At 69.8% G+C, this 21,569-nt stretch carries 21 protein-coding genes; 15 read left to right on the top strand and 6 right to left on the bottom strand.

Features of this window, described 5'->3' with window-relative positions; translation table 11 throughout:
* Nucleotides 1–112: 112 nt before the first annotated feature.
* Together QO010_RS00230 and QO010_RS00225 are read left to right on the top strand one after the other, a co-directional pair.
* Entirely contained in the window at nt 113–1,006 is an 894-nt protein-coding gene (locus QO010_RS00230) for a DUF6807 family protein (RefSeq protein ID WP_307344489.1), read from the top strand.
* Complete coding sequence (locus QO010_RS00225; RefSeq protein WP_307344487.1) at nt 1,003–1,182, top strand: DUF4169 family protein; 180 nt, start codon at nt 1,003–1,005, stop codon at nt 1,180–1,182. The genes QO010_RS00230 and QO010_RS00225 overlap by 4 nt, the downstream gene beginning before the upstream one ends.
* Here the strand turns inward: QO010_RS00225 and QO010_RS00220 are convergent.
* Entirely contained in the window at nt 1,179–1,415 is a 237-nt protein-coding gene (locus tag QO010_RS00220) for a DUF2171 domain-containing protein (RefSeq protein ID WP_307344485.1), read from the bottom strand. The two genes, QO010_RS00225 and QO010_RS00220, sit on opposite strands and share 4 nt — an antisense overlap.
* A 74-nt stretch (nt 1,416–1,489) precedes the next feature.
* On the opposite strand from QO010_RS00220, the gene QO010_RS00215 reads away from it, so the two are divergent.
* The 8 genes from QO010_RS00215 to QO010_RS00180 all read left to right on the top strand — a co-directional run bounded on the left by QO010_RS00215 (nt 1,490) and on the right by QO010_RS00180 (nt 8,590).
* Nucleotides 1,490–1,708: a ribbon-helix-helix domain-containing protein gene (locus QO010_RS00215; RefSeq protein ID WP_307344483.1), complete on the top strand. Its 219-nt coding sequence runs from the start codon at nt 1,490–1,492 to the stop codon at nt 1,706–1,708.
* Between the two features lie 32 nt (nt 1,709–1,740).
* Nucleotides 1,741–4,062, top strand: a complete 2,322-nt coding sequence (locus QO010_RS00210; RefSeq protein ID WP_307344481.1) for an ATP-dependent helicase — start codon at nt 1,741–1,743, stop codon at nt 4,060–4,062.
* Nucleotides 4,062–4,523 (top strand): hypothetical protein, encoded by a 462-nt coding sequence (locus QO010_RS00205; RefSeq protein WP_307344479.1) that lies wholly within the window; start codon nt 4,062–4,064, stop codon nt 4,521–4,523. Before QO010_RS00210 ends, QO010_RS00205 begins: the two co-directional genes overlap by 1 nt.
* 53 nt (nt 4,524–4,576) lie before the next feature.
* Nucleotides 4,577–5,545, top strand: coding sequence for a hypothetical protein (locus QO010_RS00200; RefSeq protein WP_307344477.1), 969 nt, complete (start codon nt 4,577–4,579; stop codon nt 5,543–5,545).
* Nucleotides 5,546–5,607: 62 nt separating this feature from the next.
* Nucleotides 5,608–6,507, top strand: a complete 900-nt coding sequence (locus QO010_RS00195) for an alpha/beta fold hydrolase (protein WP_307344475.1) — start codon at nt 5,608–5,610, stop codon at nt 6,505–6,507.
* A 168-nt stretch (nt 6,508–6,675) separates the two neighbouring features.
* Entirely contained in the window at nt 6,676–7,218 is a 543-nt protein-coding gene (locus QO010_RS00190) for a hypothetical protein (RefSeq protein ID WP_307344473.1), read from the top strand.
* A gap of 27 nt (nt 7,219–7,245) precedes the next feature.
* On the top strand, nt 7,246–8,112 hold the full coding sequence (locus QO010_RS00185) for a 50S ribosomal protein L11 methyltransferase (protein WP_307344471.1): 867 nt from the start codon (nt 7,246–7,248) through the stop codon (nt 8,110–8,112).
* A 61-nt stretch (nt 8,113–8,173) separates the two neighbouring features.
* Nucleotides 8,174–8,590 (top strand): hypothetical protein, encoded by a 417-nt coding sequence (locus tag QO010_RS00180; protein WP_307344468.1) that lies wholly within the window; start codon nt 8,174–8,176, stop codon nt 8,588–8,590.
* Between the two features lies 1 nt (nt 8,591).
* On the opposite strand, the gene QO010_RS00175 is transcribed toward QO010_RS00180, so the two are convergent.
* Complete coding sequence (locus tag QO010_RS00175; protein ID WP_307344466.1) at nt 8,592–9,122, bottom strand: carbonic anhydrase; 531 nt, start codon at nt 9,120–9,122, stop codon at nt 8,592–8,594.
* Nucleotides 9,123–9,225: 103 nt separating this feature from the next.
* Here QO010_RS00175 and QO010_RS00170 point away from each other — a divergent pair, with 103 nt between their 5' ends.
* From QO010_RS00170 to QO010_RS00150, 5 genes are read left to right on the top strand one after another with little or no spacing between them, the layout of a single operon-like run.
* On the top strand, nt 9,226–11,040 hold the full coding sequence (locus QO010_RS00170) for an aminopeptidase P family protein (protein WP_307344464.1): 1,815 nt from the start codon (nt 9,226–9,228) through the stop codon (nt 11,038–11,040).
* On the top strand, nt 11,037–12,194 hold the full coding sequence (locus QO010_RS00165) for a pepsin/retropepsin-like aspartic protease family protein (RefSeq protein WP_307344462.1): 1,158 nt from the start codon (nt 11,037–11,039) through the stop codon (nt 12,192–12,194). The genes QO010_RS00170 and QO010_RS00165 overlap by 4 nt, the downstream gene beginning before the upstream one ends.
* Nucleotides 12,195–12,245: 51 nt before the next feature.
* Entirely contained in the window at nt 12,246–12,902 is a 657-nt protein-coding gene (locus QO010_RS00160; RefSeq protein WP_307344460.1) for a hypothetical protein, read from the top strand.
* A 58-nt stretch (nt 12,903–12,960) separates the two neighbouring features.
* Complete coding sequence (locus QO010_RS00155) at nt 12,961–13,773, top strand: helix-turn-helix domain-containing protein (protein ID WP_307344458.1); 813 nt, start codon at nt 12,961–12,963, stop codon at nt 13,771–13,773.
* Nucleotides 13,770–15,590, top strand: a complete 1,821-nt coding sequence (locus tag QO010_RS00150) for an aspartyl protease family protein (RefSeq protein ID WP_307344456.1) — start codon at nt 13,770–13,772, stop codon at nt 15,588–15,590. The genes QO010_RS00155 and QO010_RS00150 overlap by 4 nt, the downstream gene beginning before the upstream one ends.
* Nucleotides 15,591–15,639: 49 nt before the next feature.
* Here the strand turns inward: QO010_RS00150 and ligA are convergent, their stop codons facing one another.
* The 4 genes from ligA to lpxC form a co-directional block, all read right to left on the bottom strand.
* On the bottom strand, nt 15,640–17,736 hold the full coding sequence (gene ligA, locus QO010_RS00145) for an NAD-dependent DNA ligase LigA (protein ID WP_307344455.1): 2,097 nt from the start codon (nt 17,734–17,736) through the stop codon (nt 15,640–15,642).
* Complete coding sequence (gene recN / locus QO010_RS00140; protein WP_307344454.1) at nt 17,729–19,423, bottom strand: DNA repair protein RecN; 1,695 nt, start codon at nt 19,421–19,423, stop codon at nt 17,729–17,731. Before recN ends, ligA begins: the two co-directional genes overlap by 8 nt.
* Before the next feature lie 81 nt (nt 19,424–19,504).
* A complete protein-coding gene (locus QO010_RS00135; protein WP_307344452.1) occupies nt 19,505–20,491 on the bottom strand; it encodes an outer membrane protein assembly factor BamD in 987 nt (328 codons plus the stop codon).
* Between the two features lie 143 nt (nt 20,492–20,634).
* Complete coding sequence (gene lpxC / locus QO010_RS00130) at nt 20,635–21,540, bottom strand: UDP-3-O-acyl-N-acetylglucosamine deacetylase (RefSeq protein WP_307344450.1); 906 nt, start codon at nt 21,538–21,540, stop codon at nt 20,635–20,637.
* Nucleotides 21,541–21,569: the final 29 nt, after the last annotated feature.

Raw genomic sequence — 21,569 nt, 5'->3', positions numbered from 1 at the left:
GCCAAAGCACGACAGAAACGTCATAGCCCCAGAACGACTCTAGACCTTGCGCAGTTGCCCTGGAACGCGGACGGCCCCACAACTTGCCGCAATTTTCCGCCACGGTCCGCCCATGATCCGACCCGCCCTTCTCGTCCTGACCCTGCTGATTGCCACCCCGGCCCTGGCCCAGACTCCGGCGCCCCAGACCCCCAAGCCCCTGTTCGACGCCCAGATCACCACCGACGGGGTGACGGTGCTGGAGACCGGCAAGCCAGCCTTCTTCTTCCGCACCCGAGCGGCGGCCGGGACCGAGGCCGGGCGGCTCGACTACCTGCATCCGCTCTATGCGCCGGACGGCACGGTGCTGACCGAGGACGGGGCGGCCAGCTATCCGCAGCAGCGCGGCGCCTTCTGGGCCTGGCCGCGCATCCTGGTCGACGGCAAGCCGGTCGCCGACAGCTGGAACCTGAAGGGCATCGCCTTCACCGTCCGCGACACCCATTTCGGCCCGGGTCCCGGCGGTTCGGCCGAGCTGGTTCTCAAGAGCGACTGGCTGCTCACCGGCGGGACCGAGGTGGTCTATGCCGCCGACGAGGTGACCACCGTCCGTATCTATCCCCTGAAGAAGGGCGCGCGGCGGATCGAGTTCGACACTACCATCATCTCGCGGCTCGACGGGCTGTCCCTGGCCGGCAATGACGACGAGCGTGGCTTCGGCGGGTTCGCGCTGAGACTGACCAACGCCTCGGCCCTGGCCTTCGCCTCCGACGGACGGCCGGTCAAGCCGGGCTTCGGCTCGCTCCAGGCTGGAACCTCGATGGGCTTTGCCTGGCCGGGCCAGCCGGGCCTCGGAAGTTGGGGCGTGGGCCTGGCCTGCAAGGTCGACGGCCGGCCGCTGCGCTACTGGCTGCTGCGCCGCGAGGCCTCGGTGCAGAACTGCGTCTTCCCCGGCCGCGCGCCGGCAGTCCTCAGCAAGGGCCGCGCCCTGCACCTGCAGGCTACCATAGTGATCACCCCGCGATGAGCGAGCCGGTCAACCTCAACCGCTTCCGCAAGGCCAAGGCCAAATCGGCCGCCAAGACCCAGGCGAGCGAGAACCGGGTGAAGTTCGGCCTGACCAAGGCGCAGAAAAAGCTCGAGGCCGCCCTGCGCGACAAGGCGGCCTCCAATCTCGATTCCGCCAAACGGGATCCGGACTAGTGTTTTTCGGTCCAGGCGGCCTTGGCGGCGTCGGCGGTCATGGTCAGGCGGACCTTGTCCTCATCGACATATTCCACCCAGGAAAGCGGGATCAGATGGTGCTTGAAGCCGCCGCCGAAATCCAGCTTGGCCAGCTCGATCTCGCCACCCATCACCTTGTCGACCCGGCCGACGTGATGTTCGTCCGAACCGACGACTTCCATGCGTTCACGAATTTCACTGGGCGAGATCATGGGGCTACTCCTGCTGAAAGCCGGCGCGATGGCGCCGTCGGCAGGGAAAACGCCCACTCCGAAGCGCGGTTGCCATGCCCGGCGATCTAAAGAAGCGATCGGTCAATCTGTCGGGCCACGCCACCTCGCTGGCGCTGGAGCCGGAGTTCTGGGCGGTGCTGGACACCGCCGCCGCCGCCGAGGGCCTCAGCCTCGCCGCTCTGATCGGCCGCATCGACGATCAGCGCGCCGGCCGGCCCCTGGCCTCGGCCTGCCGGGTGTTCGCCTTGCAACGGAACGCCGCACAGGCGTAAGCAATCCGGCCCTGTGCTACATATGTTCCGCAATGTCCGAGTCACTGCCCCAGCCCCGCATTTCCGACCTGGCCCGCGCCGACGCGCCGGCCCCCTATCTTGACGGGCTGAACCCCGAGCAGCGCGCCGCTGTGGAAGCCACGGAAGGCCCGGTTCTGGTCCTGGCGGGCGCCGGCACCGGCAAGACCCGGGTGCTGACCACCCGGCTGGCCCACATCCTGGCCACCGGCAAGGCGCGGCCCTGGGAGCTGCTGGCCGTCACCTTCACCAACAAGGCGGCCCGCGAGATGCGCGAGCGGATCACCGCCATCATAGGCCCCGCCGCCGAGGGCCTGCGCTGGCTGGGCACCTTCCATTCCATCGCCGCCCAGATCCTGCGCCGCCACGCCGAGCTGCTGGGGCTGAAGTCCAGCTACACCATCCTCGACACCGACGATCAGGAGCGGCTGATCAAGCAGCTGCTGGAAGCCGAGAACATCGACGCCAAGCGCTGGACGCCCAAGAACCTGGCCGGCCTCATCGACCACTGGAAGAACCGTGGCTGGACCCCCGACAAGCTGCCGCCGTCCGAAGGCGCCCATTTCGCCAACAACCGCGGCCAGGCCCTCTACGCCATGTACCAGGATCGCCTGCGGGTTCTGAACGCCTGTGACTTTGGCGACCTCCTGCTGCACAACATCACGCTGTTCACCAAATACCCTGATATCCTTGAGGAATATCACAACCGCTTCAAATACGTCCTGGTCGACGAATACCAGGACACCAACGTCGCCCAGTATCTCTGGCTGCGGCTGCTGGGCCAGAAGCGGCAGAACGTCTGCTGCGTGGGCGACGACGACCAGTCGATCTATGGCTGGCGGGGCGCCGAGGTGGACAACATCCTGCGCTTCGAGCGCGACTTCCCGGGGGCGCAGGTCATCCGGCTGGAGCGCAACTATCGCTCGACCAGCCACATCCTGGCGGCGGCCTCGGGGCTGATCGCCGTCAACAAGGGGCGGCTCGGCAAGACCCTGTGGACCGAGGCCAACGACGGCGAGAAGGTCGTGGTGCGCGGGGTCTGGGACGGCGAGGCCGAGAGCCGGCTGGTCGCCGACGAGATCGAGCGCTGGAAAAAAAGCGGAGAGAAACCCCGCAAATTCAAGGATGTCGCCATTCTGGTTCGCGCCAGCTTCCAGATGCGGGCCTTCGAAGAGCGGTTCGTGATGCTGCAGATTCCCTATGCGGTGGTCGGCGGCCCGCGCTTCTTCGAACGGGCCGAGATCCGCGACGCCCACGCCTATCTGCGGCTGGTGCAGTCCGAGGACGACGACCTGGCCTTCGAGCGCATCGTCAACGTTCCCAAGCGGGCCATCGGCGACACCACGGTGCAGAAGATCCTGCACTTCGCCCGGGTGAACGGGATTTCCGCCAGCACGGCCTCGCGCGGCCTGGTCCAGACCGACGAACTGGCCGCCCGCACCCGCACGGCGCTGGCCAACTTCCTGCGGGACATGGACCGCTGGCGGGCCCTGGCCGAGACCACCGACCAGGCCCGGCTGACCGAGACCATCCTGGAGGAGAGCGGCTACACCGACGCCCTGCGCCTGGACCGTGGGCCGACCAGCCAGACCCGGCTGGAGAACCTCAAGGAACTGGTCCAGTCGATGGGCAACTTCGACACCCTGCAGGCCTATCTGGAACACGTGTCCCTGGTCATGGACCTGGACCGCGGGGCCGGCGAGGACGCGGTGCAGGTGATGACCCTGCACGCCGCCAAGGGGCTGGAATTCCCGCTGGTCTTCCTGCCCGGCTGGGAAGAAGGCGTCTTCCCCAGCCAGCGCAGCATGGACGAGAAGGGCGAGAAGGGCCTCGAGGAGGAACGCCGCCTTGCCTATGTCGGCATCACCCGGGCCCGCGAGGAGGCCCGCATCTCGTTCGCCGCCAACCGCCAGGTCTATGGCCGCTGGACCAGCCAGCTGCCCAGCCGCTTCGTCGACGAACTGCCCATCGCCAATGTCGAGGCGGCCAGCGAGACCGGCTATTACGGCGGCGGCCCCGGCATGCAGCAGACCGCCTCGCGCTGGGACGACTCCACCAGCTTCGGCCAGGGCTACAGCTCACCCGGCTGGAAGCGCGCCCAGGCCCGCAATTATCATGGCGGCCCAGCCGGCCGCACCCAGGTGATCGAGGGCGAGGGCCGGCTGGTCGCCGTCTCCGACACCGGCAAGTCCAGCGCCTACAAGCGCGGCGACCGGGTCTTCCATATCAAGTTCGGCTATGGCGACGTCATCGCCATCGAGGGCAACAAGCTGACCGTCAGCTTCGACAAGGCCGGCGAGAAGAAGGTCATCGACAGCTTCGTGGAGAAGGGCTGATGGGCGCAGGCAAGCCGTGGACGCAGCTCGCCCTGATGGCGGCAGCCCTGTTCGTCGGCGCTCCGGCCGCGACGGCGCGGGACAACGCCAAGCCGCCCTTCGAGGTCACTCTGCCGCCGGGCGTCACCACGCTCGTCAGCCAGGGTCCGGACTTCACGGTCTACTATTTCAGGAAAGGCGAGGTGACCTACGCCGGCGCCTATGTCGGCAACTTCCCGATGTTCACCCCCGATCCCGACGGCGGCCCGGTGCAGCAGAAGGTGGAATGCAGCGGGTCAGTGGTCGCGCGGCGCGAGGTCCTGCTGGTCTTGAAATACAAGCAGGGCAACGCCTACGTCCATGCCTGGACCGTCGGCGGTCCGCAGGCCAATCGCATCACGGGCCTGGCCATCCTGCGCAGCCTTCGCATGCCGGGCCAGAACGAAGGCCTGGGTTCCGTGCCGCTCAAGACCTGCTCTTAGGCCCCCTTCTTGCTGCCGACCGAGGCGATTGATCCGCCTTGGGACACCTCGCCATGCAGCTGCTCGAAACCCTCTCCCGCGAAGACCGCCAGGTCGCCGGCAAGGAGATCCTCAAGTTCAACCATCGCCTTGAGGAAACGGGCTTGTTCACCGATGAGGCCCTGGCGCAACTGATCGACGAGCATCCGCGCGATGAGCTGACCGTCTGCACCATGCGGCCCAACCCGCCCCCGCACGAAACCTGGATCGCCGGCGACCCCGGCAAGCTGACCGGCGCGCAGCTGGTCGAGGCGGCCCGCAAGGGCGCGCTCTGGGTCAGCCCCCGCAGCGCCATGACCAAAAACCCGCGCTACAAGGTCGTGTTCGACCGCCTGATGGCCGAGTTCTCCAAGGCCACGGGCGTCCCGCACCTCAGCGCCGACGCCGCCGTGCTGATCTCCAGCCCGAACATGGGCATCTTCTTCCACGTCGATCCGGCCGAGACGATGCTGTGGCATATCCGCGGCCACAAGACGATCTTCGTCTATCCGCCGCACGAGGAGCATGTGACCGAGGCGGCCCTGGAGGCCATCCTGCTCAAGGAGACCCTCTCGGACCTGCCCTACAACCCGCTGATGGAGAACGAGGTCAGCCCGGTGAAGCTGTCGCCGGGCGAGGGCGCCTACTGGCCGCTGCATTCGCCGCATCGGGTGATCAATGGCCAGGACCTCAATGTCTCGATCTCGATCGAATTCTCCTCGCCGCGTTCGGTGCTGACCAACGGCGTCTTCTACACCAACGGCCGGCTGCGCCGCCGCTTCGGCTGGGCGCCCAAATCGCGCGGCCCGGCCCAGGCGATCAGCGCCCCCTACCTGCTGGCGGCCAAGGCCCTGAAGACCTACGCCCCGCCGCTGATGAATTTCGAGCGCAGCCATGAGCGCCGCTTCGATGTGAAGCTGTCGGCCCCGGGCTGCGTCGCCTGGCGCAAGGACATGGCCCCCGACTGGGCCGAGAAGCCGGTGAAGCGCAAGAAGGCGGCGTAAGGGCCGTTGCCGCCCCGCGTTCCCCTCCCCTAAGGTGGTGAAAACACCAGAGGGAGCGGAACATGCCGCGCATCGTCGCCAACGGTATCGAGCTGGAATACGAGCGCTACGGTGATCCCGCCGGCGAGACGGTGCTGTTCATCATGGGCCTGGGCGCCCAGCTGACCCGCTGGCCGATCAGCGTGGTCGAGGCGATGACCGCGCGCGGCTATCAGGTCATCCGCTACGACAACCGCGACGTCGGCCTCTCCCACCGCTTCGAGAGCGCCGGCCCGCCGGACATCCGGGCCATCCTGGCCGCCCGGGCGGCGGGCCAGCCCTCCCCGGCCGCCTATCTGGTCGAGGACATGGCCGCCGACGCCGCCGGGCTGATGGACGCCCTGGGCATCGCCCGAGCCCACATCGTCGGGGCCTCGATGGGCGGGATGATCGCCCAGGAGCTGGCGGCGCGGTATCCGGACAAGGCGCTCAGCCTGACCTCGATCATGTCGACCACCGGCAACCCCGGCCTTTCCAAGTCGACCCCCGAGGCCGCCGCCCGCCTGACCAGCCGCCCGCCCGCCGAGGCCGGGATCGAAGCGGCGGTCGAGTTCGGACTGGAGTCCGCCCGCGTCGTCGGCAGCCCCGGCTATCCCTTCAACGACGACGAGATGCGGGCCCGCCTGCGCGCCGACGCCGAGCGGGCGGTCTATCCGATCGGGGTGGCCCGCCAGTACGCCGCCGTCCTGGCCAGCGGCGACCGCCGCGCCTCCGTCGCCACCATCAAATGCCCGACCGTGGTGCTGCACGGCGCCGACGATCCGCTGGTGCCGGTCGACGGCGGCGAGGACACCGCCAGGGTCATCCCTGGCGCGGAACTGCGGATCATTCCCGGCATGGGTCACGACCTGCCCATCGCCCTGATCCCGACCCTGGTGGACGCCATAGAGGCCGCCGCGGCCAGGTCTCGCCAGCCGGCATAGGTTAACGGATTGAACCTTTGCCGCCCTCACGCGCTCTGCCCCCAGGGAGTGTGGGAGCGGAACGATGAAAAACCTTCTGCAAATGTGCCTGTTGGTCGCCCTGGTTCTGGGAGCCGGCATCAGCCTGCGTGAGAACACCTCGCCGGCCAATCAGGTTGTGGCCAGCCGGTGAAAGAGCTGTTCTACGGCATCGGGGCCGCCGCGCTGGTCGGCCTGGCCGGCGGCGCGGCCATGAAGCTGGGTCCGATCGAAAGCGCCACCCGCGACGGCTCCATGGCGCCTGTGGCGCAGGGCTACGCCTATGACGACACGGCTAGCTACGCCCCGGTCGTGGCGCCGGTCTACTACGACTCCTGGGCCCGCCCCGATCAGACCCTGCTGCAGAGCGCCGCCTACGACGCCGGCGATGCGGACGTTCCCCGCTACGACCCGCGTCCGGCCCCCGAGGACCGGGCCGACGCCATCCGCCAGGCGGCCCTTCTGGACACGCTGAGCGCCCCGCAGCCCGACCAGGCGCCGGTCCGCTATCCCAGCGCCAGTGGCGATATCCTGTCGGGCCTGACGCCGCATGGCGATCTGCCGGGCGCCTTGCCGGTCCAGCAGGACCCCAGAGCGGCCCTGTCCGCCCCGCCACCGCCCGCTATGCCCGACCAGGACGACAGCGCGCCCACCGGCGACACCCGCCCGGTCGCGCCGCACAGCCCTTCCTAACCGACTTCCGCCCCGCTACAGGACGGCATGAGCCAAGACGCCGTCCAGATCATCGCCCGCGGGCCCCGCCTCGTCGCCGAGGCCGCCGCCGTGGCCATCGACTCCGACCCGACCCTGGAGGGCGCCACCTATTCCATCCTGGAAGAGGACGAGGACCACGACGTCTGGCGCATCGACGCCTTTCCGACCGAGCCGTTCGAGATCGATGGCCTGACCGCCCTGCTGGCCGGCTATCCGCAGCTGACCGTCAGCGTCGACAAGCTGGCCGACGCCGACTGGTTGGCCATGTCGCTGTCGGGCCTTCCGCCGGTCAGGGCCGGTCGCTTCTTCGTCTATGGCGCCCACGACACCGGCCGGGCGCCGGTCAATGCCGTGAAGCTGCGCATCGAGGCGGGCGCCGCCTTCGGGACCGGCCACCACGGCACCACCGAGGGCTGCCTGTCAGCCTATGACGACCTCATCAAGGCCCGCCGGTTCGATAAGGTGCTGGACGTGGGCTGCGGCACCGGCGTGCTGGCCATCGCCGCCGCCCGCACCGGCTCCAGAGTGGCGGTCGGCACCGACATCGACCGCGACTCCGTGCGCATCGCCAACGAGAACGCCACGATCAACGACGCGACGGCCCGGTTCGTCCACGCCAACGGGCTGAACGACCGCCTGGTCGCCGGCCAGGCCCCTTACGACCTGGTGTTCGCCAACATCCTGGCCCGGCCGCTGATCGGCCTGGCCCAGGACATCAAGGGCGCCCTGAAGCCTGGCGGGATCGCCATACTGTCCGGCCTGCTGCGCAGCCAGGAGCGGATGGTCAGGGCGGCCTACCTGTCGCGGGGCTTTCGGATGGTCAAGCGGCTGCACCGCGACGCCTGGGCGACTCTGGTCCTCGAACGGCCCTGATCGGAACCGCCGCTCCGCCCTGACGTTTGCTCCCGGTCGGGGGACAGGTTCAGGAGTTCCCATGTCCCAGTACGACGTCAATCGAGAGACAGCCGCCGTCGCCCGCGACGAAGCCCGGCGCGAGACCAACAACAACGCCGTTGGCTGGCTGGTGGCCGGCGTGGTCGCCGTGGTGGCCATCATCGCGGTCGCCTTCATGGTGATGAGCGGCAGCACCGCCCCGACCGCCCAGGACCTGCAGACCGCCGCCGACAACGCCCGCACCCAGGGCATCGTCGAAGGCTCGAACGCCGCCATCAGCAGCGTTCAGTCCGGCGTCCAGTCGGCCGCCGATCAGGCCGCCGCCGACACCCGGGCCGCCGCCGCCAGCGCCCGTGACGCCGCCGACCGTGCGGCCGCCAGCGCCCGCGACGCCACCACCGCCGCGACCCCGCCGCCGCCGGCCGAAACCGCGCCGAACGAACAGGCGCCCCAGTAGTCTAGCTCAGAAGTTGGACTTTTCCATCGAGCGCCATGATCCCGATCTCGGACTCGAGGTCGGGATGACGCGCATAAAGCTGAGACTTCAAGGCCCGCAGATAGCGGGTATGGGTCGCCAGTTCAGTCGGCGGATCCTTGACGGCCTCCTCGCCCAGGAAGGTCTTGTAGGCGCCGCAGTTCCAATGGTCGATGACGATGACCTTGTGGATCTTGTGCAGGGCTATGGCGATGTCCAGATGCTCCCAGAACACCTGGCCCCAGTTCGGCATCTTGCCGGTCAGCACCCCCAGCGAGGCGCCGGCCAGGATGACGTGGTCATAGCGGTCGCGAAGCCCGCGGCCGTCCATATAGGCGCCGACATTGTCGATCAGCCGATAGTCCATACAGGTCAGCAACAGGGCGTCGGTCGCCCCCGACGCCACCGCCAGGCCCGGGGCCAGGGTGGAGAGCAGCATGGCGCCACCGCCCAGGCCGACCTTCTGCAGGAACGACCGCCGCGACGGACTGTTGAACGCTTCACAGGTCTGCATGGGTCGCCCTCCCGACATTGACGGCGCGGATTTGGCGCCCATTCGGCTCCGGTTTCAACAGCCGAGGTTTGCACCCCGCCGCGCCCCGGCCTAAATCTCCCCCATGCGCCAGACCTTCGACGAGACCACCGATCCTTCCTTCGGACCGCGCCATGTGCCGCTGATCCGCAAGGCCATGCAGACCCAGGGCCTGGACGGCTTCCTGGTGCCGCACGAGGACGAGCATCAGAACGAATATCTGCCCCAGGCCAACGACCGCCTGGCCTGGGCCACCGGCTTCACCGGCTCGGCCGGGGCCGCCGTGGTGCTCAAGGACCGGGCCGCCGTGTTCGTCGATGGCCGCTACACCCTGCAGGTCCGGGACCAGGTCGACCAGCAGACCTTCGAGATCCGCGACCTGGTCGAGGGCGGCGTCCCCGCCTACCTCGAGGAACGGGCCCCCAAGGGCGGCGTCATCGGCTACGACCCGCGTCTGCACAGCCCCGACGCCCTGGCCTCCCTGCGCGCCGCCGCCGAGAAGGCCGGCGCCAAGCTGCAGCCCGTCGACACCAACCCCCTGGACGCCGCCTGGGGGGCCGAGCGCCCGGCCCAGCCGACCGCCCCCATCGTGCCTCACCCGCTGCAGTACGCCGGCGAGGACAGCGCCGCCAAGCGCGCCCGTGTGGGTGAAAGCCTCAAGGCCCAGGGCGCCGACGCCGCGGTGATCACCGCCCCGGCCTCCATCGCCTGGCTGTTCAATGTCCGCGGCGGCGACGTTATCCGCTCGCCCCTGCCCATCGGCCAGGCGGTGCTGAACGCCGACGGCACGGCCCGGGTCTTCCTCGACCCCGCCAAGATCACCGAGGACCTGCCGGCCTGGCTGGGCAACCAGGTCTCGCTGGAGCGGCCCGAGGCCCTGCCCGGCGCCCTGGCCGAGCTGAAGGGCAAGCGGGTGCTGGTCGATCCGGCCCTGTCCTCGGCCTGGTATTTCGGCGCCCTCGACGACGCCGGCGCCGCCACGGTGCGGGCCATGGACCCCGTCGCCCTGCCCCGCGCCTGCAAGAACGCCGTCGAGATCGAAGGCGCCCGCCGGGCCCACGTCCGCGATGGCGCGGCCCTGACCCGGTTCCTGCACTGGCTGGCCACCGAGGGGCAGGAGGGCCTCCCCGACGAGGTCACCGTGGTGAAGAAGCTCGAAGGCTTCCGCGAGGCCACCGGCGCGCTGAAGGACCTCTCCTTCGACACCATCGCCGGCGCCGCCAGCAACGGCGCGGTCGTCCACTACCGCCCCACCCAGCGGTTGAACAAGAAGGCCGAGACCGGCTCGCTGTTCCTGGTCGACTCCGGCGCCCAGTATCTGGACGGCACCACCGACGTCACCCGCACCGTGGCCATCGGCGAGCCCAGCCAGGAGATGCGCGAGCGCTTCACCCTGGTGCTGAAGGGCCACCTGGCCCTGGCCGCCATCCGCTTCCCGGCCGGCACCACGGGGTCGGCCATCGACGCCCTGGCCAGAGCGCCGCTGTGGAACGCCGGCCTGGACTACGACCACGGCACCGGTCATGGCGTGGGCAGCTATCTGGGCGTCCATGAAGGGCCTCAGCGCATCGCCAAGGCCCCCAACAACGTCGCCCTGCGGCCGGGGATGATCGTTTCCAACGAACCCGGCTACTATAAGACCGGCGAATACGGCATCCGCATCGAGAACCTGCAGTATGTCACCGAGGCCCGTCCCGTGCCCGGCGGCGAGCGGCCGATGCTGGGCTTCGAGACCCTGACCCTGGCCCCCATCGACCGCCGGCTGATCGAGACCCGCCTGCTGACCGCCGACGAGCGCGCCCAGATGGACGCCTATCACGCCCGGGTGCTGGAAACGATTTCGCCCCTGGTCGAGCCGGAAGTGCGGGCCTGGCTGCTCGAGGTCTGCGCGCCGTTGTGAACCGCCGCCAGGCCCTGCTGACCGCCGGGGCGGCGCTTGCCCTTCCCAGTCTGGTCCTTCCCGGCCTGTCGGCGGCGGCCGGTCGCTGGACGCGGTTGGACCTCTCAACCGGCCTGATCTTCGTCGAGGGGACCGTCAACGGGCGGTCCATGCCGGTCATGCTCGACAGCGGTTCGGTCCCGACCCTGATCGACCTGGCCCAGGCGCGCGACCTGGGCCTCTCGCTCTCCGGCCCCGGTGCGGCGGTGGGCAATGCGGGGGGCCCGGTCGAGACCCTGAAGGTCGGCGATTTCGAGCTTTCGGTCGCCGGGGTCGCGATCCGGTTTCCCAAGGATGGCGCCGAGGCGCTCGATCTCTCGCCGCTGCGTCCCGGCGCCGGCGCCATAGCCGGCCAGGCTCTGTTCGACGCCACCCGGCTGGATCTCGACCTGCCCCGCGCGCGGCTCCGGATCGCCGAGGATACGCCCACCGACTGGTGGGGCCTGACCCTGAGCCAGGAAGCCGATGGCCTGCGCTGCATGCCCCTGTGGGTCGGAAAGGGCCCGGCGCCGGGGCCTCGGTTGGCCGCGACTTTCGACCTGGGCAGCGCCATTCCCCTGCAGATCAGCCGCGAGTGGGCGGAGAGCCACCGCCTGCTGGACGGCCTTCGTCAATCCAGCTGGGTCTCGACCGGCATCGACGGCGCCAGCCAGTTCACGACCGCCGTCCTGCCCAGGGTCGAGCTGGCCAACTTCGAACTGTCGAACGTGCCGGTCGCCGTGGTCGACCGCCAGCCCGCGGGCGCCAGTCCGGCGGTGATCGGCATGCCCATCTGGCGCCGCTTCCGACTGGTGGTCGACTATCCAGGCGAACGGCTCTGGTTCAAGCCCGCCTCCGGCGCTCTGGATGAGCCCTTCAACCGCGACCGTTCGGGCCTGGCGGTGCGGTTCGAAGGCGCCGCCCTGACCGTCATTCACGTCGCCAGGGCCAGCCCCGCCGAAGCCGGCGGCTGGTCGGTCGGCGAACAGATCGTCGCCATCGACAGCCAGCGGATCGACGCCGGCTGGCCTGGCAGCCGTCAGTCGGGCTGGGCGCGGGGCAAGCCCGGCTCGCATGTGCGCCTGACCCTGGCCGACGGCCGCCAGCGCGACCTGGTGCTGGCCGACTACTATTGAAGCCGGGCCGGCTTTAGGCCCACACTCCCGCCCTACCGGGAGGGGACCCGCATGTTCGTCGGCCACTATTCAGCCGCCCTGGCCGCCAAGGCCGTCGAGCCGCGCGGCCCGCTGTGGACCTATGTCGCCGCCGCCCAGCTGCTCGACATTGGCTGGAGTTCGCTGGTCATGGCCGGCGTCGAGAAGGTCCGCTTCGATCCCGAACTGCCGGGCAGCTTCCTGGTCCTGGACTACATGCCCTTCACCCACAGCCTGCCGGCCGCCGTCCTGTGGTCGCTGGCCGGCATGGCCCTGAGCCGCTGGCTGCTGAGGCTGAACTGGCGGGCCGCCGTGCTGGTCGGGCTGGTGGTGTTCTCCCACTGGATCGGCGACTTCCTGGTCCATCGGCCGGATCTGGAACTGCTGTTCATGCCGGGCCGGGTGGGCCTCAGCCTATGGGACTATCCGGAGCCGGAACTGCTGCTGGAGGCAGGACTGATCGCCCTGAGCGGGGCCGCCTGGCTGTGGCGGCGCGGCAGGGAGGGACGCAGCATCTGGCCGGGCCTGATCTTTCTGACCCTGCTGCTGGCCTTGCAGGCCGCCAGCCTGTTCGCCCTCCCCGCCGGAACCGCCGCCGCCTTCGGCCGCACCAGCCTGGGCATCTATCTGGTGGTCGCGGCGATCGCGGCCCTCTGCGACCTGGGCAAGCCCAGGGTCGCCGCTTCCTAGGCTTGGATTACCAAGGTTTCACTGGACCTGAGGCGCCTCGATCCCGTTAGTAGTAGCTATGACTACTAACAACGAAACACCCGAACGCCTGCTGGCCGAACTGGGCTTCACCGACACCGAGTCCCGGCTCTATTGCGAGCTGGCGCGCGGCGGGCCGGCCACCGGCTATCGGCTGGCCCGGGCGATCGGCAAGGCGCCGGCCAATGTCTACCAGGCGCTGGAAAGCCTCAGCCACAAGGGCGCCGTCCAGGTCGATGAAACCGAGGCCAAGGCCTGGCGCGCCGCCCCGGCCGCCGAGCTGGTGGCGGCGCTGAAGGCCGGCTACGAGCGGCGCAGCGGCGCGGCCCTGGCGGCGCTCAGCGCCATCCGCCCGCCCGAGCCCGACGCGCGGCTCTACAACCTCAAGACCCCCGAACAGGTTCTGGCCCGGGCCCGGGCCATGATCGCCGCCGCCCGCGAGGTGGTGCTGTTCGACCTCTTCCCTCAGCCGCTCGAGGCCCTCAAGCCCGACCTGGAGCGGGCCGCCGCCGCCGGGATCATCGTCGCCGGCCTGACCTACGCCCCGACCAGCGCCAGCTTCCGGACCACCCAGGGCGCCGCCGCCGAGCAGGTGGCCCAGCGCTGGCCCGGCCAACAGGTCACCGTCGTCGCCGACGCCCGCGAGCATCTGGTCGCCCTGCTCTCGCCGGACGGCGGACGGGTGATCCAGGGTGTCTCCAGCGACAGCCCCTATCTCGCCTGCCTGCAGCACAGCGGCCTCTCGGCCGAGCTGCGGCTCAATGCCCGCGGTGGCGACGACCCCTGGTCCGACCTCTCACTGCTCACCCTGCGCCCCAGCGGCCTGACGACCCTGATCGGAGACCCCGAATGAGACCCTTCACCCTGCTCGCCGGCGCCCTGACGGCCCTGGCCCTGACCGCCGGCGCGGCCTGCGCCGACCCGCTGTCCGACCTCACCGACCGCTATGTCGCCTGGCGCGGCGGCGAGGCCTTTGCGAAGGCTCACGGCGTCTACGAGACCGGCCAGGCTCGCGATGGCGAATACGGCGGTCCCGCGCAGCGCTGGCAGGCTCCGGGCCGAGGCCGCGAAGACGTCGCCATCGGGGCGGTGAAGCTGAACCAGGCCTACGGCCCGGATGGCGGCTGGAGCGTCACCCTCAGCGGCCAGGTCGAGGCCCTGTCCGGCGCCGAGCTGACCCAGCTCAAGCGGCGCGCCCTGCTGACCTTCGATGACGCCCTGCGCGGCGCCGAGGGCGCCAAGGTCAGCCTGCAGCCGTCCGAAACCTTCGACGGGGCCAGGGTGGCGGTGATCCGCATCGTCTTCGAGGGCCCCGACAGCTACGACCTGCTGCTCAATCCCAAGACCGGCGCCCTCATCGCCATGCGGCTCACCGAGGACCGCCAGACCACCACCGTGCGCTATGGCGACTGGCGGATGGTCGAGGGCGTGCGCATGCCCTTCGAGGAGCGCCAGCAGATCGAAAACGACCGCCGCCAGCAGCGCTTCACCTTCACGGCCATCGACATCGACCCGGTGATCGACGCCCAGGTCTGGGCCGCTCCCGCCCCGCAACGCAAGTTCGCCTTCGCCGGCGGCGCCACGGCGACCGCCCCCCTGCCCTTCGAATTCTATCTGGGCAGCCGCATCTACATTCCGGCCAGCGTCAATGGCGTCGAAACCCACGTCCTGCTGGATTCCGGGGCCGAGGCGACCGTGCTGGACAAGACCTGGGCCGCGGCCAACGGCATCAAGCCGACCGGCTCGGTCACCGCCGTCGGCACTGGCGGACGGGCCGAGGCCGAGTTGGCCAGCGGCGTCACCATCCGGATCGGCGACCTGGAGCTGAAGGATCTCACCGTGGTGCTGATCGACCTGCGCGGGGTCGAGAAGATGCTGGGCCGGCCGCTGCCGGTGATCCTGGGCAAGGAGGTGTTCAACGACCTGGCCGTCAGCCTGGACTTCCAGGCCAGAACCATCGCCTTCCAGGACCCCGCCGCCTTCACCCCGCCCGCCGGCGCCACGGCCGTGCCGATCATGCTGGTCAACGGCCTGCGCACCGTGCCGGTCTCCATCGAGGGCGCCGCGCCCGTACCGATGGACTTTGACCTCGGCAACGGCTCGCCCCTGCTGGTCTATTCCGCCTTCTGGAAACCAGCCGGCCTGCTGACCGATGGCCGCCTGGCCTCCAAGGGCCTGTCGGGCGCCGTCGGCGGCCTGAAAGCGCGGGACCTGGTCACCGTCCGCACCCTGACCTTCGCGGGGGTGACGTTTGAAGCGGTGCCGGCCGTGCTGTTCGGCGACGAGGCCAAGGACGCTGACGGCACCATCTCGCTGGGCAATATCGGCATGCCGATCCTCAGCCGCTTCGCCCTGACCACGGACTATTCGCACGACCGCCTGTGGCTGACCCCGCTGCCGGACGCGGTGGGCAAGCCGTTCACCAAGGACCGCACCGGCCTGGGCCTTCAGCCACCCAACGGCAAGCTGCAGTTCGTCGCCCCGGGCTCCCCGGCCGACGCCGCCGGCCTCAAGACCGGTGACACCCTGACCGCCATCGACGGCAAGCCGCTCAAGGACCTGACCACCGCCGACTTCCAGCGTCTGCGGGCTCTGCCGGCCGGCGCGACCCTGTCGGTGACACTGGCGAACGGGACGGTGAAGGTTCTCACTCTGCGCGACTACTATTGACCTTCCCCACCCGCTCATCCTCGCCTTCGCTGGGATTAGCGGGTGTTAGTCAGCCCGCGACCAACGCGATCCACTCATCCTCAGTCAGCACCTGGATGCCCAGTTCGGTAGCGGTCTTCAGCTTGGAGCCCGCCCCCGGGCCGGCCACCACCAGGTCGGTCTTCTTGGACACCGAGGACGACACCTTGGCCCCCAGGGCCTCGGCCTGGGCCTTGGCCTCGTCGCGGGTCAGCTTCTCCAGGGCGCCGGTGAAGACCACGGTCTTACCGGCGACGGCGGTATCGGTCTTGGGCTTTTCGGCGTCCTGGATATCGAGCTCGCCGACCAGTTCCTGGACGATGCGACGGTTGTGGTCCTCGGCGAAATAGCTGGCGGCGGCCTCGATGACCGCCTCGCCGACCTGGTCCAGGGCGTCTAGCTCGGCCATGGCCTCCTCGTCGCGGGCGGCGACCTTGTCCATGGCGGCCAGGAAGCTGGCGGCGTCGCCATAGCCCCGCGCCAGGGTCACCGCCGTGGTCTCGCCGATATGGCGGATGCCCAGGCCGAAGATGAAACGGTCCAGCCCGATCCTGCGCCGCGCATCGATCGAGGCGGTCAGGTTGGCGATCGAGGTCTCGCCATAGCCGTCGCGGGCCTTCAGCGCCGTCAGGACTTCGTCATTGCGGGCCAGGCGGAAGATGTCGGCCGGCTCGCGGACCAGGCCCTCGTCGAAGAAGGCCTGCAGCTGCTTGTCGCCCAGTCCCTCGATGTCGAAGGCCCGGCGCGAGACGAAATGCTTGAGGTGCTCGACCCGCTGAAACGGACAGGCGAACTCGCCGGTGCAGCGCCGCACCACCGTCTCGGCCCCGCCGGCCGTGGTCTCGCGGGCCAGCAGGGTGTGCAGCGGACAGGGGCAGTGGGTCGGGAATTCGAAGGGGACAGCGTCGGCCGGCCGCTCCTCGAGCACCGGCGCGACGATCTGCGGGATCACATCGCCCGCCCGCTGGATGATCACCGTGTCGCCGATGCGCAGGTCCTTGCGGGCGATCTCGTCGGCGTTGTGCAGGGTGGCGTTGACCACGGTGACCCCGCCGACCATCACCGGCTTGACCCGCGCCACCGGGGTGACGGCGCCGGTGCGGCCGACTTGCAGGGTGATGTCCTCCAGCACCGTGCGGGCCTGCTCGGCCGGGAACTTGCGGGCGATCCCCCAGCGGGGGGCGCGGCTGACGAAGCCCAGCCGTTGCTGCCAGTCCAGGCGGTCGACCTTGTAGACCACCCCGTCGATGTCGTAGCCCAGGCCCGCCCGTAGCGCCTGCATGGCCTGGTAGGCCTCCAGCAGGCCCTCGACGCCCTCGACCCGCCTGGCCTGCGGGGTGACCTGGAAGCCCCAGGCCCTGAGCTTCTCCAGCGCCTCCCATTGCGTCTCGGCGAACGAGCCGCTGATGAGGCCCCAGGCATAGGCGAAGAACCGCAGCGGCCGCTTGGCGGTGATGCTCGGGTCGATCTGACGCAGCGAACCCGAGGCCGAGTTGCGCGGGTTCACATAGATCTTCTCGCCGGCCTCGGCGGCGGCGGCATTCAAGGCGGCGAACTCGGCATGGCCTAGATAGACCTCGCCGCGGATCTCGATGACGTCGGGCCAGCCCGAGCCCTTCAGGCGGTGAGGGATCTCCGAGAGGGTGCGCAGGTTGGCGGTGACGTCCTCCCCGACCCGGCCGTCGCCCCGGGTGGCGCCCTGGACCAGCACGCCCTTCTCGTAGCGCAGCGAGGCGGACAGACCGTCGATCTTGGGCTCGGCGGTGTAGGCGACCGGAGTCTCGTCCAGCCGCAGGAAGCGGCGGATACGCGCATCGAACTCGACCGCGTCCTCGTCGGAAAAGGCGTTGTCGAGCGAGAGCATCGGCACGCCATGCTCGACCGGAGCGAACTGCGCGGCCCGGCTGGCGCCGACCTTGAGCGAGGGGGAGTTGTCACGGATCAGGTGCGGGAAGCGCGCCTCGATCTCGCTGTTGCGGCGCTTAAGGGCGTCATACTCGGCGTCGGTTACGGTGGGCGCCTCGTCCTGGTAATAGCGCAGGTCGTGGCCGGCCATCTCGTCGGCCAGGCGCGTCAGTTCCTCCAGGGCCTCGGCTTCGCTGAGGTCGGCGACAGGTTTCTCAGGCATTCATGAGGGCTCGGGCTGCGGCGCGGGCGGCGTCGGTGACCTCGGCCCCCGACAGCATGCGGGCGATCTCTTCCTCGCGGGCGGCGGGCGAGAGCGGGTCGACGATGGTGCGGATGGCGGTGTCGTCGCCGGCCTTGCTGATCTTCCAGTGGGCGTCGGCCCGGGCGGCCACCTGCGGGCTATGGGTCACCACCAGCACCTGGGCGTCGCGGGCCAGCCGGCGCAGGCGCAGGCCCACCGCGTCGGCCACAGCCCCGCCGACCCCCTGGTCGACTTCGTCGAAGATCATCAGCGGCTGGACATCGCCGCGTCCCGCCAGCGCCGCCTTCAGCGCCAGGGCGAAACGGGCCAGCTCCCCCCCGGAGGCGATGGAGCCCAGCTCGCCGAACGGCGCGCCGGGATTGGTGGAAATCTCGAAGGCGATGCGGTCCAGGCCCGACGGCCCGGCGCGCTCCTCGCCCAGCACCTCCTGCGCCACCCGAAAGCGAGCCTTGTCCAGCTTCAGCGGGCCCAGCTCGGCCATCACCATCTCGGCCAGCCGATCGCCGGCGGCGCGGCGCTCGGCGCTGAGGCTCGCGGCGGCGTCGAGATAGGCCTGGCGGGCGGCGGCGGTTTCGGCGCGGGCGCTCTTGAGGGCCTCCTCGCTGTTCTCGGCGTCGCGCAGGCGGGCGGCGAAGGCGGCTCTGGTGGCCGGCAGTTCGTTGACGCTGACCGACAGCTTGCGGGCCATGGCGCGCAGGGCGAAGAGCCGCTCCTCGGTGCGGTCCAGTTGGTCGGGATCGAGATCGAAGGCCGAGGCGGCGTTGTCGATGGCGGCGGTCGCCTCCTGGACTTCGGAGATGGCCTTGTCGACCTGATCGGCGGCGGCGGTCAGCCGCACCACGGCCGGTCCATCGACGGCCGCGCCCGACTGCACCGCCCGGTCGCGGGCCCGTTCCAGAGCCCGGTAGGCATTGGCCATCTTGGCGGTCACGGCGGCGCCGTTGAAGGCGTCGCGGGCGGAGTCGATGTCGGCCAGCGCCTTCTCGGCCGAGCCCAGCAGGGCCCGCTCCTCGGCCAGGGTCGCCTCCTCGCCCTCGCGGGGATCGAGCCGGTCCAGTTCGCCCAGACGAAGCGTGATTTCCTCGATCTCGGCCTCGGCCCTGGCGGCGAGCGCCTGCAGGTCGCTGAGCCGCTCCCGCGCCGCCCGCCAGCCGCTCCAGGCCCTGGAAACGGCGTCGCCGGACAGCCCGCCATAGGCGTCGAGCAGCGGGCGGTGGGTGCGGGGGTCGAGCAGGCCGACCGTCTCGTGCTGGCCATGCACCTCGAGCAGCAGGCCGCCCAGTTCCTTGAGGGTTGCGACGCTGGTCGACTGGTCGTTGACGAAGGCCCGCGAGCGCCCGTCCGCCGTCAGGGTGCGGCGCAGGACCAGGTCCTCGTGGCTGTCATAGGAGAGGCCCTTCTCATCGAGCAGGGCCCAGGCGGCGTGATCGGGCGACAGGGCGAAGATGGCGGCGGCGCTGGCCTGGGCCGCGCCCCGGCGCACCAGGCCGGCTTCCGCGCGGGCCCCGGAGGCCAAGCCCAGGGCGTCCAGGATGATGGACTTACCCGCCCCGGTCTCGCCGGTCAGGGCAGTGAGGCCCGCGCCGATGGACAGGTCCAGCGACTCGATCAGCACCACGTCGCGGATTCCGAGACCGATCAGCATGTGGCTAAAATCCCGCCAAATCGGGTCGAACGCAAGGGGAACAAACTGAAAGCCCCTCCCGCGATGAGAAGGGCCTTCAGCCTATCGCCGCAGGATCTTGTCCAGCAGGCTCTTGCGCTTGGCCTTGGGCGGCGGCGGCGCGGCGGGAGCGGCGTCGGCCGGCGGGGCCTGCAGGGTGGCCGAGGTCTGGTCCGGCGCCGCCGTGTCGGTCGAGCTGTCCGAGGCCGGCGGGGCCAGGGTGGCGCCCTTGTCGCGGGTCAGGCGCTGCAGGAAGCTCTTCTTCGAGCCGGGGGTCCTGGGCTCGATGGCCGGCTGAAGACCCTTGCTGGTCAAGAGCTTGTAGGCGTCGCCATACCAGGCGTCGTCCGGGTAGTTGTAGCCCAGCACCGCCCCGTTGCGCTTGGCCTCGCCCAGCAGGCCGACGGTCATATAGGCCTCGACCAGGCGGTAGAGGGCCTCGGGCGTGTGCGAGGTGGTCTGGTATTTGTCGACCACGGTGCGGAAGCGGCCGATGGCGGCCAGGGTCTGGCCCTGGCGCAGGTAGTAGCGGCCGATGGTCATCTCCTTGCCGGCCAGCTGGTCGCGGACCATGTCGATCTTCAGCCGGGCGTCGGCGGCGTATTCGCTGCGCGGGTAGCGGGCGATGACGTCGTTCAGCGCCTGCAGGGCCTGCTCGGTCGAGGCCTGGTCGCGGCCGACGTCGACGATCTGCTCGAAGTAGCAGACGGCCTTGAGATAGTAGGCATAGGAGGTCGACTGGTTGCCGGGATACAGCGAGATGAAGCGGTCGGCGTCCTCGATGGCCGCAGCGTAGGCGTTAGCCTGATAGTGGGCGTAGGCGGTCATCAGGATCGCGCGGCGCGACCATTCCGAATAGGGATGCTGGCGCTCGACCTCGCGGAAATAGTCGATCGCCTCGCCCCAGCGCTTCTCGTCCAGCTTGGCGGCGCCGGTGGAATAGAGCAGCTCGACCGGGCGCTCCTGATAGACCAGCCGGGGCTTGGGCTTCTCGCGCGCACAGCCCGCCGCCGCCAGGGCGATGACCATCACGGCGAAGACGGCGGCCACACGGCCCGAACCTTTAAACAAAACCAACCCTCACCCCGTTAGAGCGGATGCGCCTCCCCCACATGCTGTTGGGGCGCCGACATGGGTCTTACACCACGAAAAGGCGGGCGCAAATGCGGCGAACCCTGCAGGAGGGGCCTTAGTTAGACGGCTTCGGCCATCTCTGGCGCGAAGGTGCGCACGCGCCACGCCTGCGGCTGGGCGAGAAGCTCGCGAACCAGCAGGTTGTTCAGGCCATGGCCGGCCAGCACGCCCTCGAATCGGCCGACGATCGGCATACCCAGCACATAGAGGTCGCCCACCGCGTCCAGCGCCTTGTGGCGGACGAACTCGTCGGGGCGGCGCAGGCCTTCGGGATTGAGCACCCGGTCACCATCCAGCACCACGGCGTTGTCCATCGAACCGCCGCGGGCCAGGCCCTTGGCGCGCAGGGCCTCGACGTCCTTGAGGAAGCCGAAGGTGCGGCAGTTGGACAGCTCCTTGCGGAAGCCGGCCTCGTCGGCGACCACGTCCACCCGCTGGCGGCCGATGGCGGCGCTGTCGAAGGCGATCTCGAAGGCCACTTCGAAGCGGTCGGCGGGGGTCAGGGAGGCGTGCTTGTCGCCCTCGACGACCTCGATGGCGCCCGTGATCTCGATATAGCGGCGCGGGGTGTCCTGGCGGCGGCGGCCGGCCCGGTCGAGGATCTGCACGAAGGGCTCGGCCGAGCCGTCCATGATCGGCACTTCCGGCCCGTCCAGCTCGACCACGGCGTTGTCGACGCCCAGGGCGGCCATGGCGGCCATCAGATGCTCGATGGTCGAGACGGTCACCCCGGCGGCGTTGCCGATCACGGTGCCCAGCTCGGTGCGGATCACGCCCTCGCCGGAAACGGCGACGCGGTTGTCACGATCCTTGATGTCGGTGCGGACGAAGACGATGCCGGCGTCGGCGGCGGCGGGACGGATGGCCACCCGCACATGCTCGCCCGTATGCACGCCCAGCCCCGCGAAGATCGCGGGCCCGGCCAGCGTGTGCTGGAATGCATGGGCATACTCTTGAACCGACACTACCGACCTCGTTCTGCACGCGGGCGGCT

Origin of the sequence: Caulobacter ginsengisoli, from assembly GCF_030814835.1 — a bacterium.
Classification (GTDB): domain Bacteria; phylum Pseudomonadota; class Alphaproteobacteria; order Caulobacterales; family Caulobacteraceae; genus Caulobacter; species Caulobacter ginsengisoli.
This window is presented reverse-complemented; position numbering and strand designations above follow the sequence as displayed.

Bases quoted from the DNA above. Each gene is read 5' to 3' on its own strand.
- QO010_RS00230 (WP_307344489.1), top strand. From the start codon at position 113: ATGATCCGACCCGCCCTTCTCGTCCTGACCCTGCTGATTGCCACCCCG.
- QO010_RS00225 (WP_307344487.1), top strand. From the start codon at position 1,003: ATGAGCGAGCCGGTCAACCTCAACCGCTTCCGCAAGGCCAAGGCCAAA.
- QO010_RS00220 (WP_307344485.1), bottom strand. From the start codon at position 1,415: ATGATCTCGCCCAGTGAAATTCGTGAACGCATGGAAGTCGTCGGTTCG.
- QO010_RS00215 (WP_307344483.1), top strand. From the start codon at position 1,490: ATGCCCGGCGATCTAAAGAAGCGATCGGTCAATCTGTCGGGCCACGCC.
- QO010_RS00210 (WP_307344481.1), top strand. From the start codon at position 1,741: ATGTCCGAGTCACTGCCCCAGCCCCGCATTTCCGACCTGGCCCGCGCC.
- QO010_RS00205 (WP_307344479.1), top strand. From the start codon at position 4,062: ATGGGCGCAGGCAAGCCGTGGACGCAGCTCGCCCTGATGGCGGCAGCC.
- QO010_RS00200 (WP_307344477.1), top strand. From the start codon at position 4,577: ATGCAGCTGCTCGAAACCCTCTCCCGCGAAGACCGCCAGGTCGCCGGC.
- QO010_RS00195 (WP_307344475.1), top strand. From the start codon at position 5,608: ATGCCGCGCATCGTCGCCAACGGTATCGAGCTGGAATACGAGCGCTAC.
- QO010_RS00185 (WP_307344471.1), top strand. From the start codon at position 7,246: ATGAGCCAAGACGCCGTCCAGATCATCGCCCGCGGGCCCCGCCTCGTC.
- QO010_RS00180 (WP_307344468.1), top strand. From the start codon at position 8,174: ATGTCCCAGTACGACGTCAATCGAGAGACAGCCGCCGTCGCCCGCGAC.
- QO010_RS00175 (WP_307344466.1), bottom strand. From the start codon at position 9,122: ATGCAGACCTGTGAAGCGTTCAACAGTCCGTCGCGGCGGTCGTTCCTG.
- QO010_RS00170 (WP_307344464.1), top strand. From the start codon at position 9,226: ATGCGCCAGACCTTCGACGAGACCACCGATCCTTCCTTCGGACCGCGC.
- QO010_RS00160 (WP_307344460.1), top strand. From the start codon at position 12,246: ATGTTCGTCGGCCACTATTCAGCCGCCCTGGCCGCCAAGGCCGTCGAG.
- QO010_RS00155 (WP_307344458.1), top strand. From the start codon at position 12,961: ATGACTACTAACAACGAAACACCCGAACGCCTGCTGGCCGAACTGGGC.
- QO010_RS00150 (WP_307344456.1), top strand. From the start codon at position 13,770: ATGAGACCCTTCACCCTGCTCGCCGGCGCCCTGACGGCCCTGGCCCTG.
- ligA (WP_307344455.1), bottom strand. From the start codon at position 17,736: ATGCCTGAGAAACCTGTCGCCGACCTCAGCGAAGCCGAGGCCCTGGAG.
- recN (WP_307344454.1), bottom strand. From the start codon at position 19,423: ATGCTGATCGGTCTCGGAATCCGCGACGTGGTGCTGATCGAGTCGCTG.